Here is a 14,216-nt window from a genome sequence, read left to right on the forward strand (position 1 = left end):
TGATCTTCATTCTCAGACATAGAGCATTATAGAAATACAGTACTTGATGCGGATCAAGCAGGAAGTGCCTCGGCATGGAAGGAGCGGGCCGGATGCCCGCTCCTTTTGTTTACGCCGCTGGGTTATCGCAACGACTGATGCCGAGCAGCTGGTAGAAGACGAGGGCCGCCAGCGTCGATGTTGCAATGCCGCCAAGGGCGAATTCGCCGATCTTCAGCGTGAAATCACCTGCGCCGAAAATGAGCGCCACGCCAGCGGTGAAGAGGTTGCGGGAATCCGCGAAGTCCACCTTGTTGACGATCCAGATGCGGGCCATTGCCGAGGCGATGAGGCCGAACACCGAAACGGCAAGGCCAGCCAGAACCGGGGCCGGGATCGTTTGCAGGATCGCGCCGAATTTGGGAGACATGCCGAGGATCAGCGCCATGATGGCGGCAATGACGAAAATCAGCGTGGAATAAACCTTGGTCATCGCCATGACGCCGATATTTTCAGCATAGGTGGTGACGCCGGTGCCGCCGCCCGAACCGGAAATCATGGTGGCTATGCCGTCGCCGAGGAAGCCGCGACCGATATAACGGTCCATGTTCTGACCGGTGATCGAACCCAGCGCTTTGATATGGCCGAGATTTTCAGCCACCAGAACGACGGCGACCGGCGCGATCAGCGTAATCGCCTGCCAGTTGAACTCCGGCGTGGTGAAATGCGGCAGGCCGAACCATGCGGCATTGCTGACGGCGGTGAAATCGATACCGGGCACGATGCCGAGGCCGTTGCCGAGGATCAGGACCAGCAGATAGCCGAACAGCAGCGCGAAAAGCACCGACAGTCGTTTTGTTCCACGGGGGCCGTAGGCGGCGATCATCGCCATGCAGAGAACCGTGAGCAGCGCGATTGTGATATGCGTGCCGGTTCCCTTCAACTGGCCGACAGCGACCGGTGCAAGGTTGAGACCGATGGAAACGCCGATGGCGCCGGTGACGACCGGGGGCATCAGCCGTTCGACCCAGCCCGTGCCAATGGCCATGACCACAAGGCCGATCAGGGCATAGAGCGCGCCGCAGGCGATAATGCCGCCGAGCGCGATTGCGATATTGGGATTGGGGCCTGAGCCGCCATAGCCGGTCGCGGCAATCACGACCGCGATGAAAGCGAAGGACGAACCGAGATAGCTTGGTACACGGCCTGCCGTTAGCACGAAGAACAGAAGCGTGCCGATACCGGAGAAGAAGACGGCCACATTGGGATCGAAACCCATCAGAAGCGGCGCAACGATGGTCGAGCCGGACATTGCAAGAAGATGCTGCACGCCCATCGGTATGGCGGCGGCGGCCGGCAGGCGCTCGTCAGGAAGCACGACGGCGTTTGATGTCAAACGCCAACTTGGAAAATAGCCCATGATGTCCCTCTGGAAAATATTATCCGTTTGTTTTTAACGCGCATCTTTTCCGAAAACCGCTTCGCACTTTTCGGGACGCGCTGTTGCCTTTATCGCCTCATGGCGGCGATTTCCAGAGGCGAGCGGCTCAAAAAGCAAGCGAGTTGTTGATGAGTGATCTCAACAGTTTTCAGCCTGTCACCGTCACGTGGCCCTTACCATCCGTCACCTTGCCGATGATGCTGGCAGATGGATAACCGGCGCCGCGGATACTGTTCAGAAGCCTTTCGGCGTCCTCCGGCGCACAGGATACGAGAAGGCCCCCGGATGTCTGCGGGTCGGTCAGCAATTGCAGTTTCCAGAGCGGATAGTCGTCCGGAAACTGCACGCCATGGCCGTAGCTGGCCCAGTTGCGGGTGGAGGCTCCGGTCACGAAACCGGCTTGTGCCAGATGCTCGGCCTGTTTGAGAAAAGGCAGCGCAGCATAATCAATGGCAATTCCGGCATTTGAACCATGGGCCATTTCGAGTGCATGGCCGAGGATGCCGAAGCCGGTGACGTCGGTGACGGCGTGGACGGTGTCATCCTTGCCAAGTTCGACGCCAACCCGGTTCAGTAAGGTGACCGACGCCATCATTTCATCATAACCGGTGCCGTCGAGTTCCTGTTTCTTAAAGGCGGCGGAATAGATACCGACACCGATTGCCTTGGTCAGGATCAGCATGTCTCCGGGACGCGCGCCGCTGTTCTTGCGAAGGCTGGAAAGCTTGCAGGTGCCGATGACCGCCAGCCCATAGATCGGTTCCGGCGCATCGATGGAATGCCCGCCCGCCACCGGAATGCCAGCTTCAGAACAGATGCTGGAACCGCCTTTCAGGATTTCGCGGATCATTTCGGCGGGCATCTTGTTCACCGGCATGCCGAGGATCGCCAGCGCCATGATCGGCGTTCCGCCCATGGCATAAACGTCGGATATCGCATTGGTGGCTGCAATGCGTCCGAAATCGAACGGATCGTCCACCATCGGCATGAAGAAATCCGTGGTGGCGATCACGCAGTTTTCGTCATCGAGCTGCCAGACGGCGGCATCGTCGCCGGTTTCCGTTCCGACGAGAAGCTGGCTGAAAGGCTGCATGGCCGGCTGGTCGGCCAGCAGATCCTGCAAAACGGCTGGAGCCAGCTTGCAGCCGCAACCGCCGCCATGGGCAAGGGTGCTGAGACGAATAGGCGATGCGATATCCATGATGTCCTCAAAATTTATATGGTTATTTCGCGTGCGGTCATCGCGTAGCGGAAAGTATCCGCATCGAGACAATCAAGACGGGCGCTTGCGACTTCGGCCTGCGGATACATCAGGAAACCGAGTTCCGGTCCTTGAGCAGATGGCAAGGCGATATCGCTGCCATCATTGAAGGCAATCCAGTTACCTTCCCATGAACCGAAAAGCTTTTGCCGCACGGCTGCGACACGCGGATCATCGGCGGTCAGCCCATCCTTTTCCTCTTCCAGCATCACCTTGCGCACATCAGCCGGATCGGTTGCGACCCAGCCAATGCCGTCGAGATAGATTTCGGCGCGGCAGTGCTGGGCCTTGGTGATGACTTCATTCTTTGCGCCAAGGCTCTTGTAGCCGAAGGCGGAGGGTGCAACACGCACGCCATAAAGGTCGCGGGCCGGAATTCCCGCTGCCCTGACCAGAGCTACGAATAGCGGATTGATGTCGGCGCATTTGCCGCCGAGATCGCCGCTACCAAGCATGGCGACGATGTTTCCATCACCGCAGCCGCGCGTCGAGGCGCGCCGGTAGGTATTCGCGACAACCCAATCATAGATCAGGCGCGCCTTCTCCTGATCGGTGTCGGCACCTGCAACGATCTTGTCGGAGGTTTGTTTGACGATGCCATCAATCGGTGCAAGGCGCGTCCCGGCCAGATAGCGTTCGCGTTCTGCTTGGGTTAGCGGCACGGCCTTTGCCGAAGCATCGAGGCTGCTTGCACGGTCGCGCGTAGAGATGAGGCTGATGATCTCGGCTTGCGGATTTGCTTCGTTTGCGTCCCATTCGAGATAAAGCAGGCCGGTGCCGCTGTCCGGATCGCGATCAAGCCGTGCGATTTTGGCATTTGTCGTCCAGCGATTGCCTTCGGGGCGGTTCCAGTCATTGCCATTGAACCCCGCCATCGGAACCCATACACGAATGATCTCTCCCGAAGCGGCAGGCGTAACGCTGGTAGTGATCTCGAAGCTGCGCCAAGCCGAGGGCTCCGGCGCGTATGTGTTGCCGGTTGCAGACGCAAAATTCGGCAGCATGCTGAAAGCGGCGCAAGCCGCGCCGGATTTAAGAAGTTCCCGACGGTTCATGACGATCCCCTTTTTGCTTTGAATTGTTCCTGTTGCGATTGCGCGAGAAAAAATCGCTTCGCGGCCTTCGGGCCGGAAAGTGACGAACATGCAATGATTGCAGGAAATCTGGATGCGGCTTTGTGCGATTGAAGAGAGCCTGAACCGAGGACCGCACAACACCGTCGCATCGGAGCAAGGAAGCCGACGCGAGGCAAGAGCCACTCAAAATTCAGGCCCCGAAACTCGGGAGCAATATAAGAAGCCACGACGTCAGTCTGGCGTTTTTACACAGGAACGTCAATCAGCCAGCGCGCTTTCAAGTCATTCCTGTGGTAAGGCTTATGTATTAATACATGACTATGAAAGTCATGTTATTGATAAAGGTACCATATTGTTAATTTTTTTAGCCTCCTGTTCGGTTGACAACTTGGTTTTATTGCGGTGAACTGATGTCAGGCAAGTCCAATTTAAAGAAGAGCATGCCTCGGCATTTTCTTCTGATGATCAGGGAGGTGCAGCGCAATGAATGTGGAGCTCTCACGCCGCCAGTTTCTGGGCGGAACGGGAGCGGTAGTGGCGGCTTCGGCGCTTGGGTCTTTCGGTTTCGGTGCGGTGGAAAGCGCCTATGCCGAATCCATTCGCCCCTTCAAGCTGACCAACACGACCGAAACCCGAAATACCTGCCCTTACTGCTCGGTCGCCTGCGGCGTCATCCTTTACTCCAAGGGTGATGTCAGGAAAGGCGAGAAGGCCGAGCTGATCCACGTCGAAGGCGACACGGATCACCCGACCAATCGCGGCACGCTTTGCCCGAAGGGCGCGGCGCTGAAGGATTTCGTGAAGGCGAAGACCCGCCTGCAATATCCGCAGGTGCGCGAGCCGGGTTCATCCGCGTTCAAGCAGATTTCCTGGGAAGATGCGCTCGACCGCATCGCGCGGCATCTGAAAGACGACCGCGACGCCAATTTCATCGCGAAGAACGCGGCAGGCACCACGGTCAACCGCTGGACCTCGACAGGCTTCCTTGCGGCTTCGGCCACGACCAATGAAACGGCGTTTCTCACCTATAAGGTGGTGCGCAGCACAGGCATAGTTGCATTCGATAACCAGGCACGCGTCTGACACGGCCCGACGGTGGCGAGTCTCGCCCCAACATTTGGCCGCGGAGCAATGACCAACTCCTGGACCGATATCAAGAATACCGACCTCGTCGTCGTCATGGGCGGCAATGCTGCGGAAGCGCATCCGTGCGGCTTCAAATGGGTGACGGAGGCCAAGGCCAATCGCGGGGCGAAACTGATCGTCGTCGATCCGCGTTTCACGCGCACGGCATCGGTCGCGGATTTCTACGCGCCTATCCGGCAGGGCACGGATATCGCCTTCCTGCTCGGCGTCATCAACTATTGCATCCAGAATGACAAGGTGCAGTGGGATTATGTGAAGCATTTCACCAATGCCAGCTACATCATCAAGGATGGCTTTGAATACAAGGACGGGCTGTTTACCGGCTATGACGAGGAAAAGCGGGATTATGACCGCTCGAGCTGGGATTATGTGATCGGCGATGACGGCTATGCCGCCGTCGACGATACGCTGCAGAACCCGCGCTGCGTATGGAACCTGCTCAAGCAGCATGTTTCAATCTTCACGCCGGAAATGGTGGAACGCATCTGCGGCACGCCGAAGGAGAAATTCCTGAAAGTGGCCGAGATGATGTCCGAATGCTCGGCGCCGGACAAGACGATGACGTCGATGTATGCGCTTGGCTGGACGCAGCATTCCAAGGGGTCGCAGAATATTCGCTGCATGGCGATGCTGCAGCTGATCCTCGGTAATATCGGCGTGCGCGGCGGCGGCATGAATGCGCTGCGCGGTCACTCCAACATTCAGGGACTGACCGATATCGGCCTCATGTCCAATCTTCTGCCGGGCTATATGAACATCCCGGTCGAAAAGGAAACCGATCTCGAGACCTATATGTCGACACGCGGTTTCAAGCCGCTGCGCCCGAACCAGACGAGTTACTGGCAGAACTATCGCAAGTTCTTCGTCAGTTTCCAGAAGGCGATGTGGGGCCGTGCTGCGACTGTCGAAAACGACTTCGTCTATGACTGGCTGCCGAAGCTCGATGTGCCGAATTACGACATGCTTCGTATCTTCGACATGATGTATGAAGGCAAGGTCAACGGCTATATCTGTCAAGGCTTCAATCCGCTGATGGCGGTGCCGAACCGCAAGAAGCTGACCGACGCTTTGTCGAAGCTGAAATTCCTCGTGACGATGGACCCGCTGGAAACGGAAACCTCGCGTTTCTGGGAAAACCACGGCGACTATAACGATGTGGATTCAGCTTCCATCCAGACGGAAGTGTTCCAGCTGCCTTCCACCTGCTTCGCAGAGGACGAGGGTTCGCTCACCAATTCCGGGCGCTGGCTGCAATGGCACTGGCCTGGTGCTACGCCGCCCGGCGACGCGAAGACCGACAACTGGATCATGGCGCAGATCTATCTGCGGCTGAAGGAGCTTTATAGTAAGGAAGGCGGGGCCTTCCCCGATCCGATCCTCAATCTCGTATGGGATTATGAGGATGAAGGCGAACCGACGGCGGAAGAACTGGCCAAGGAACTGAACGGTCGTGCTCTTTCCGCGGTGACCGACCCGACCGATCCGACCAAGGTCGTTGCCGAGGCGGGCAAGCTTCTGTCCGGCTTTGCGGCGCTGCGCGACGACGGTTCGACGGCATCGGGCTGCTGGATTTATTCCGGCTGCTTCACCGAGGCTGGCAACAATATGGCCCGCCGCGACAATCATGATCCGGACGAGACAGGCGCCTATCTCAACTGGTCGTGGGCATGGCCTGCAAACCGTCGCATTCTCTATAACCGCGCCTCTGCCGATCTCAACGGCAAGCCGTGGGACCCGAGCCGCAAGCTCCTCGAATGGGACGGTTCGAAATGGACAGGCTATGACGTGCCGGACATCGCGCCGACCGCCAGGCCGGAGGAGGTCGGGCCATTCATCATGAACCCGGAAGGCGCCTCGCGTCTGTTCACCCGCGCCATGATGCGCGACGGTCCGTTCCCGGCCCATTACGAGCCGTTTGAATCGCCGCTCGCCAATGTGATCGCGCCGAAAATCCGGGGCAATCCGGTGGCACGCGTCTTCAACGATGACTTCAAGCAGTTTGCGGAAACGGCGTCGGAGGAGTTCCCCTATGCGGCAACGTCCTACCGCTTGACCGAGCATTTCCACTACTGGACGAAGCACGTCACGGTGAATGCCGTCCTGCAACCCGAGTTCTTCGTGGAAATCTCCGAAGAGCTGGCGAAGGAAAAGGGCATTGCCAAGGGCGACTGGGTGCGGGTGTGGTCGAAACGCGGATCGGTCAAGGCCAAGGCCGTGGTGACCAAGCGCATCAAGCCGCTCATCTGCGACGGCAAGACGGTGCACGTTGTGGGCATCCCGCTCCATTGGGGCTTCATGGGTGCTGCCCGCAAGGGCTTCGGCCCCAATTCGCTGACACCTTTCGTCGGTGACGCGAACATCGAAACGCCGGAGTTCAAGGCGTTTCTGGTCAATATCGAGCGCTCAAGCGCGCCTGTAGCTTAGGAGGGATTAGAGATGTTTCCACCCGTTCCCAATCCTAGCGTCCAGCCGCAACAGCCGCGTTTCGGTGACAAGGACCTCATCAGACGGTCGGCGTCGAATGTGACGCCGCCTGCCGAACGTCAGACCGAGGTGGCAAAGCTCATCGATGTGTCGAAATGCATCGGCTGCAAGGCTTGCCAGTCGGCCTGCGCCGAATGGAACGACACGCATGAGGAAGTCGGCATCAATGTGGGTGTCTATGACAATCCGCACGATCTGACGCCGAATACCTTCACGCTGATGCGCTTTACCGAGTGGGACAATCCCGATACCGGCAATCTGGAATGGCTCATCCGCAAGGATGGCTGTATGCATTGCGAAGACCCCGGCTGCCTCAAGGCTTGCCCGGCGCCCGGTGCAATCGTGCAATATTCCAACGGTATCGTCGATTTCATCCACGATAACTGCATCGGTTGCGGCTATTGCATCAAGGGATGTCCGTTCAACATTCCGCGCGTTTCGGAAGTGACCCACAAGGCCTATAAGTGCACGCTCTGCTCTGATCGTATTGCAGTCGGACAGGGGCCTGCCTGCGCCAAGGCATGCCCGACGCAGGCCATCGTCTATGGCACCAAGGACGAGATGAAGGAATGGGCCGACGGACGCATCAAGGATCTGAAATCGCGCGGCTTCGAGAATGCCGGTCTTTACGATCCGCCGGGCGTCAGCGGCACGCATGTCATGTATGTGCTGCACCATGCCGACAAGCCCGAAATCTACGCCAATCTGCCGAACAATCCGCGCATCAGCCCGGTTGTCGAAGCGTGGAAGGGCGTATCCAAATATGCGGGCATGGCCGCAATGGGGCTGGCCGCAGCAGCGGGTCTGCTGCACTATATCTTCAAGGGTCCGAACGTCGTGACAGAGCATGACGAGGAACAGGCCGAAAAGCTCACGGGAGAGAAAAGCTCATGAGCAAGACCGACTTTGACGATGTTGAACGCGGCGACGGGATAGAACCCGGCAAGCCGGTCAGGGTGCACCGCTATTCAGGCGGTGCACGCATCAATCATTGGATCACCGCCATCAGCCTCGTGCTGCTGGCCTTGTCCGGCCTTGCCATGTTCCACCCTTCGCTGTTTTTCCTGTCGGGCCTGTTCGGCGGCGGACAATGGACACGCGCCATCCACCCATGGATCGGCGTGGTGTTGTTCTTCAGCTTCCTTGGGCTTTTCGTGCGTTTCTGGAGTGCCAATCTGTGGAAGCGCGAAGACAGCCAGTGGCTGGCGCAGGCTAATGACGTGCTTGCCGGCCATGAGGAAAAACTGCCCGAAGTCGGCAAATATAATGCCGGTCAGAAGCTCGTTTTCTGGTCCATGTCGCTGCTGATCATCATTCTGATCGTTTCCGGCGTGATGATCTGGAACGAATATTTCGGTGCCTACACCAGCATCAACCAGCAGCGCTGGGCCCTGCTTGTCCATTCCATGGCGGCGGTGGCGGCGATCTGTGTGTGGATCGTGCATGTCTATGCCGCGATCTGGGTCAAGGGCACGATCCATGCGATGACACGCGGCACGGTTACTGGCGGCTGGGCATGGCGGCATCACCGCAAATGGTTGCGCGAACTGACATCGAAGCAGAAAGTGAAACAGGGCGGCAGAAAGCCCGCCGCCTGAATTTACGCGGTCGTCATTCGAGGGCGATCATATTCAGTGGTCCACGTGGCCCGTTGGGTTCGTGAGGAGTGACATGGCAGGCAAGAAAGATCTGGTGCCGGACCCGACGGTCATCGGCGAAATATCGGCCCCACCCTTCGTGCAATTGCCGGACCCCGGCGCGCTTTTTGCCAAAAGAGCAGAGCGTCTGCGCCTTTTGGGCTCGGTCAGCCCGCTGAAACCCTATCTGGAATTCATTGCCGATCTGAGCGAGGCGCAGTCCGACATAGCGGCTAGTCTCGGTCCTGTCGCTACGCGGCACGGCAACGACCGGGGACGGGAATTCGACATGCCGTCGATCGATCGTGCGGATGCCATATCGGATGAGGCGCTGGATACCATCTTCGACCGGCTCTTCGCGCGCGCCCGCACAATCGCCAAGCCGCAGGATGCCGCCGATGCACTGGAGCGTGTGGCGCAAAGCAGTGCGGGTGAACGTCGCCGGATGATCGAGGCAGTCTTCGCTGGTATTCTGCCACCGGAAGCAATTGCCGAACATATTTATATATGGGCAGGCTTGCAGCTCCATTTCACGCGGCTTGCAGCGGCGCTTGATCCGAAGTCGCTGAAGCCCGTTGCCGATGGCGTCTGTCCGACTTGCGGCAGCATACCGTCAAGCTCGATGGTGGTGGGCTGGCACGGTGCGCATGGCGCACGCTTCTGCTCCTGTTCCGTCTGCAATACGCTCTGGCATTATGTGCGGGTCAAATGCGTGTGCTGCGGCTCCACAAAGGGCATCGGCTACAAGGAAGTTGAAGAAGGCGGCGGCATTATCAAGGCCGAAACTTGCGACGAATGCCAGCGTTGGGTCAAAATCATCTATCAGCAGCTTTCGGCGGATGCCGATCCGATGACCGACGATATTGCGAGCCTCGGTCTCGATATATTGATGCGAGAGACGCCTTACAGGCGAGGCGGATTCTCCCCGCTTCTAGCCGGACTGTGAGGCAGCATGGACCAGATCAAGGCTTCGCTGCGCCATCTTCCGTCCGTGGATACTATCCTGCATTTGACTGAGCTTGCCGCAGCATTGGAGAGTTTTGGCCATGCGGCGGTGACGGAGGCGGTACGGAAGGCGCTGGGCGATGAGCGCGAGGCGGTGAAATCCGGGGCCTCGCTTTCCAGCAATGCGCATTTGGCTGAACGGGTTCTCCATTTGCTTGAAGCGTCGGGGCAATCGAGCCTGCGCCCGCTGTTCAATCTGACGGGAACCGTTCTGCACACCAATCTGGGGCGCGCGATCCTTGCAGAAGCCGCAATCGAGGCTGCCACGCAAGCCATGCGGCAGGCGGTTTCACTTGAATTCGACCTCTCGTCGGGATCGCGGGGCGAGCGGGACGACCATCTGCGCGCACTTGTCTGCGAACTGACGGGGGCGGAAGATGCAACCATCGTCAACAACAATGCCGCCGCCGTGCTGCTGGTGCTGAACAGTCTTGCCTTGGGCAAGGAAGCCATTGTATCACGCGGTGAACTGATCGAGATCGGCGGCGCATTCCGCATGCCGGACATCATGACCCGCGCCGGGACACGGCTTGTCGAAGTCGGCACCACGAACCGCACCCATCCGCGTGATTACGACAATGCAATCGGCCCCGATACCGGGCTGGTACTGAAGGTCCACACCTCCAACTATCGGATTGAAGGTTTTACGCGGGAAGTCTCAGCATCGGAACTGGCGGCAATCGCGCGAGGCAAAGGCGTACCGTTGGTCAATGATCTCGGTTCCGGCACGCTTGCCGATCTGACCGCTTTCGGCCTTGCCCATGAGCCGACCGTGCGCGAAGCGGTCGCCGAAGGTGCAGATATCATCACCTTTTCCGGCGACAAGCTTCTCGGCGGACCGCAGGCGGGTTTCATCGTCGGGCGGCGCGACCTGATTGCCCGCATCAACAAGAACCCGATGAAGCGCGCTCTGCGGGTCGACAAGATCAGGCTCGCAGCCCTTGAAGCGACGCTGAAACTTTACCGCAACCCGGAACGGCTTGCCGAAAAGCTGCCGACCATTCGCACTCTGGCGCGTCCGCAGGCAGAAATTGCTGCGCAGGCAGCACGGCTCAAGCCGGAGCTGGAGAAAATACTCGGCCCGGCTTTCACCGTGGCGGTGACAGATTGCGCCAGCCAGATCGGCTCCGGCGCATTGCCGCTTTCAACCGTTCCAAGTGCCGGATTGTCGATTGTGCCGAAGGATGGCAGCGGCTCCGCGCTGACAGCACTTGGCGGTTCATTGCGTGCGCTGCCTCTGCCGGTCATCGCGCGGATCGAAAAAGGCGCATTCGTGCTCGATCTGCGCTGCCTTGATGACGAGAATAGTTTCATCAGGAACCTGTCATCCTATGCGGCTCGCTGATCTTTTCACCCGAAAACCGAAGCCGGACACGACGGCGCAGACGCTGGAGAATGCGCTTGCCGCTGCCAAGGCGGGTGATTACGCAACGGCGCTTTCCATATGGGAGCCGCTGGCACGTGCAGGCAATGCCCGCGCGCAGAACAATATCGGCGCCTGTTTTGCAGGCGGCATGGGCGTTGAGAAAAATATCGGCCTCGCGCAGCGCTGGCTGGCGCTTTCAGCGGCGGCTGGCGATGCTTCCGGCCAGCGCAATCTCGCTTCGCTCCTCTTCAAGGGTGAAGATATCGAAGCCGATTATCCAGAAGCTGCAAGGCTGTACCGGCTTGCCGCAGAACAGGGCGATCCGCAAGCGCAGGATATGCTGAGCTGGATGCTCATGGAAGGCGAGGTTATAATTGCCGACCCGGTTGAGGCACGCGAGTGGGCGCTGAAAGCGGCGGAAGGCGGCATAGCCGCAGCCATGACCCGGCTTGGCATGATCTATCATAATGCTCTTGGCGTACCGCGCGATCCGTCTCAGGCCGTACACTGGTGGCGGAAGGCGTCCGCTGCGGGCGACCCGGACGGAGAAGCCATGCTTGGCGCGGCGCTTCATCTTGGCATGGGCGTGGAACGCGACCCGGTTGCGGCTTACGAATATCTGCTGCGCGCTGAGGCGGGCGGCAGCGCACTTGCCGCTCCCTTCATCGAAGCAGCGCGCAGTGCGCTGAAAGAAAAGCCATGATCGTCGGAACGGCGGGGCATATCGATCATGGCAAGACCTCGCTGGTGCGCGCGCTCACGCAGGTGGATACGGACCGGCTGAAGGAGGAAAAGGCGCGGGGCATTTCCATCGACCTAGGCTTTGCCTATCTGCCCCTGTCCGGCGACGAAAAGGATATACTTGGTTTTGTTGATGTGCCGGGGCATGAAAAGTTCGTGCATACGATGCTGGCCGGGGCGGCAAGCATCGATTTTGTCATGCTGGTTGTCGCTGCCGATGACGGAATTATGCCACAAACGCGCGAACATCTGGCAATCGTCAATCTGCTCGGTATCCGGCGCGGTGTCGCCGTTATCACCAAATCCGACCTTGTCGAATCTGACCGTCTTGCCGAGGTTGAAACCGCTATCCGCAATGAACTGGCGCTGACAGGGCTTGCCGACATTCCTGTTCTGGCGGTCTCCACTGTATCGGGTGCCGGGATCGACAATCTGCAGGCGATGCTGGAAATTGAAGCCCATGCATTCGGCGCGCGGCGCGCAAATGGACGCTTTCGTCTTGCCGTGGATCGTTCTTTCACGCTCAAGGGCGCTGGCACGGTCGTCACGGGCACGGTGCTTTCCGGCAGGGTCGCAATTGGCGACCATCTGCTCATCAGCCCGTCCGGCAAGGAGGTGCGTGTCCGCACCATTCATGCGCAAAACAGGCCAAGCGAAACTGCTGAGGCGGGTGATCGCTGCGCGCTCAATCTGGCAGGCGACGGCATATCGAAAGAGGCGGTGCACCGCGGCGATATGCTGGTACAGCCCAGCCTTCATCGCCCGACAGACCGCATCGATGCATCGTTGCAAATCCTGTCTTCGGAGAAAAAACCGATCAGGCAGTGGTTTCCGGTTCGCCTGCACCATGCCGCAACAGAGGTTGGGGGGCGCATCGTGCTTTTGCGGGACGAGGAACTGCGGCCCGGCACCGAAGACCGGGTGCAGCTGGTGCTGGATCGTCCTGTTGCGGCGGCGGCAGGAGACCGTTTCGTCATCCGGGATGTTTCCGCGCAACGCACCATCGGGGGCGGACGCTTTCTCGATCTGCGTCCGCCGCAACGCAAGCGCCGCAGTCCGGAACGCATGGCACAGCTTGACGCCCATTCCATTGACGCGCCTGTGGAAGCGGCACGCGCGCTGTTATCTGTCGAGCCTTATTATCTGGATGCGGCGGCATTCCTGCGCGACCGCGCTTTGCCGGACGATCCGCAAGGTCTTGCACAGGCGCTCGATGCCCTGATGCTTTCGCAGGCGAACTCCGTGCTCTTGCTGTTGCCGGAACGATGGAATGCTTTGCGTGAGGATATTGCCGCGCGGCTCGGTGCATTCCATGACGAAAATCCAGACCTGATCGGCATGGGTGTCGAACGATTGCGGTTGTTGTTGAAGCCGCGCCTGCCTGCGCCAGCCTTTCGCGCCGCCATCGCTGCGCTGGTCGAGGCGGACCTGCTGAGGCTGGACGGCGCCTGGCTTCGCCTCCGCGATCATGAAGTGACAATGAGCGATGCCGATGAGACGCTCTGGCAACGCATCGCGCCGCTGCTTGGAGGTGAGGCCCGTTATCGACCGCCGCGTGTGCGCGATATTTCGGGTCTGCTTGATGAACGGGAGGAAGATATTCGCCGCCTGCTCAAGCTTTCAGGGCGCATGGGCCGGGTGCATGAAGTGGCACACGACCATTTTTTCCTGCGGGCGACAATTGCCGAAATGATCGGAATCCTGTCGGATATGGATGCGGCCTTCGACAGCGGCTGGTTCATTGCGGCGCGGTTTCGCGACCGGGTGGATAGCGGTCGCAAGGTGGCGATCCAGATACTGGAATTCTTCGACCGTAACAGCGTCACGATAAGGCGCGGGGACATGCGCCGCCTGAACCGCCGCAAGCTGGACTTGTTCGGCGATTTCGCGCAAGGAGAAACAGCGCAAACCGGAGAAACGAAGTGAAATCTCTTTCCACAACCATCTGCCTGATACTGGTTCTGGCCACCATCAGTGGCTGCGCCAACCGGCAGTGCAATGAATGGCCGGGAACCTGCATCATTCAGTGATCGGCGGCTGGAATCCAGCCGTCCAGATTGACGCTCTGATTGCTGGTGCT

The 14,216-nt window shown here is 59.1% G+C and carries 10 protein-coding genes; 7 read left to right on the forward strand and 3 right to left on the reverse strand.

Going from position 1 to position 14,216, the window contains the following annotated elements; translation table 11 throughout:
* Positions 1–109: 109 nt before the first annotated feature.
* The 3 genes from JNC70_RS03720 to JNC70_RS03730 form a co-directional block, all read right to left on the reverse strand.
* The gene (locus JNC70_RS03720) at positions 110–1,399 is read right to left on the reverse strand and encodes a solute carrier family 23 protein (protein ID WP_104755667.1); all 1,290 of its coding nucleotides are present in this window, start codon (positions 1,397–1,399) and stop codon (positions 110–112) included.
* Positions 1,400–1,568: 169 nt separating this feature from the next.
* Positions 1,569–2,621, reverse strand: a complete 1,053-nt coding sequence (selD, locus tag JNC70_RS03725; RefSeq protein ID WP_104755666.1) for a selenide, water dikinase SelD — start codon at positions 2,619–2,621, stop codon at positions 1,569–1,571.
* Between the two features lie 14 nt (positions 2,622–2,635).
* Entirely contained in the window at positions 2,636–3,736 is a 1,101-nt protein-coding gene (locus JNC70_RS03730; protein WP_104755665.1) for a transglutaminase-like domain-containing protein, read from the reverse strand.
* Between the two features lie 504 nt (positions 3,737–4,240).
* Here JNC70_RS03730 and fdnG point away from each other — a divergent pair.
* From fdnG to selB, 7 genes are all read left to right on the forward strand, one after another.
* A complete protein-coding gene (gene fdnG, locus JNC70_RS03735; protein WP_104755664.1) occupies positions 4,241–7,327 on the forward strand; it encodes a formate dehydrogenase-N subunit alpha in 3,087 nt (1,028 codons plus the stop codon).
* 12 nt (positions 7,328–7,339) lie between these two features.
* Positions 7,340–8,281: a formate dehydrogenase subunit beta gene (gene fdxH, locus JNC70_RS03740; RefSeq protein WP_061346744.1), complete on the forward strand. Its 942-nt coding sequence runs from the start codon at positions 7,340–7,342 to the stop codon at positions 8,279–8,281.
* Positions 8,278–8,985 carry a formate dehydrogenase subunit gamma gene (locus tag JNC70_RS03745; RefSeq protein WP_104755663.1) on the forward strand — a complete coding sequence of 236 codons (708 nt, stop codon included), beginning with the start codon at positions 8,278–8,280 and terminating at the stop codon, positions 8,983–8,985. The genes fdxH and JNC70_RS03745 overlap by 4 nt, the downstream gene beginning before the upstream one ends.
* Positions 8,986–9,058: 73 nt before the next feature.
* Positions 9,059–9,970, forward strand: coding sequence for a formate dehydrogenase accessory protein FdhE (fdhE, locus tag JNC70_RS03750; protein ID WP_104755662.1), 912 nt, complete (start codon positions 9,059–9,061; stop codon positions 9,968–9,970).
* A gap of 6 nt (positions 9,971–9,976) precedes the next feature.
* Positions 9,977–11,374, forward strand: a complete 1,398-nt coding sequence (gene selA / locus JNC70_RS03755) for an L-seryl-tRNA(Sec) selenium transferase (RefSeq protein WP_104755661.1) — start codon at positions 9,977–9,979, stop codon at positions 11,372–11,374.
* Positions 11,361–12,098 carry a tetratricopeptide repeat protein gene (locus JNC70_RS03760; protein WP_104755660.1) on the forward strand — a complete coding sequence of 246 codons (738 nt, stop codon included), beginning with the start codon at positions 11,361–11,363 and terminating at the stop codon, positions 12,096–12,098. Before selA ends, JNC70_RS03760 begins: the two co-directional genes overlap by 14 nt.
* A complete protein-coding gene (gene selB, locus JNC70_RS03765) occupies positions 12,095–14,062 on the forward strand; it encodes a selenocysteine-specific translation elongation factor (RefSeq protein ID WP_104755659.1) in 1,968 nt (655 codons plus the stop codon). Before JNC70_RS03760 ends, selB begins: the two co-directional genes overlap by 4 nt.
* The last annotated feature ends 154 nt before the right edge of the window (positions 14,063–14,216 follow it).

The sequence above is a fragment of the Brucella oryzae genome, assembly GCF_041929965.1.
Classification (GTDB): domain Bacteria; phylum Pseudomonadota; class Alphaproteobacteria; order Rhizobiales; family Rhizobiaceae; genus Brucella; species Brucella oryzae.

Excerpts from the sequence above, each read along its gene's own strand:
- JNC70_RS03720 (WP_104755667.1), bottom strand. The coding sequence starts at position 1,399 with ATGGGCTATTTTCCAAGTTGGCGTTTGACATCAAACGCCGTCGTGCTT.
- fdxH (WP_061346744.1), top strand. The coding sequence starts at position 7,340 with ATGTTTCCACCCGTTCCCAATCCTAGCGTCCAGCCGCAACAGCCGCGT.
- selA (WP_104755661.1), top strand. The coding sequence starts at position 9,977 with ATGGACCAGATCAAGGCTTCGCTGCGCCATCTTCCGTCCGTGGATACT.
- JNC70_RS03760 (WP_104755660.1), top strand. The coding sequence starts at position 11,361 with ATGCGGCTCGCTGATCTTTTCACCCGAAAACCGAAGCCGGACACGACG.
- selD (WP_104755666.1), bottom strand. The coding sequence starts at position 2,621 with ATGGATATCGCATCGCCTATTCGTCTCAGCACCCTTGCCCATGGCGGC.
- selB (WP_104755659.1), top strand. The coding sequence starts at position 12,095 with ATGATCGTCGGAACGGCGGGGCATATCGATCATGGCAAGACCTCGCTG.
- fdhE (WP_104755662.1), top strand. The coding sequence starts at position 9,059 with ATGGCAGGCAAGAAAGATCTGGTGCCGGACCCGACGGTCATCGGCGAA.
- JNC70_RS03745 (WP_104755663.1), top strand. The coding sequence starts at position 8,278 with ATGAGCAAGACCGACTTTGACGATGTTGAACGCGGCGACGGGATAGAA.
- JNC70_RS03730 (WP_104755665.1), bottom strand. The coding sequence starts at position 3,736 with ATGAACCGTCGGGAACTTCTTAAATCCGGCGCGGCTTGCGCCGCTTTC.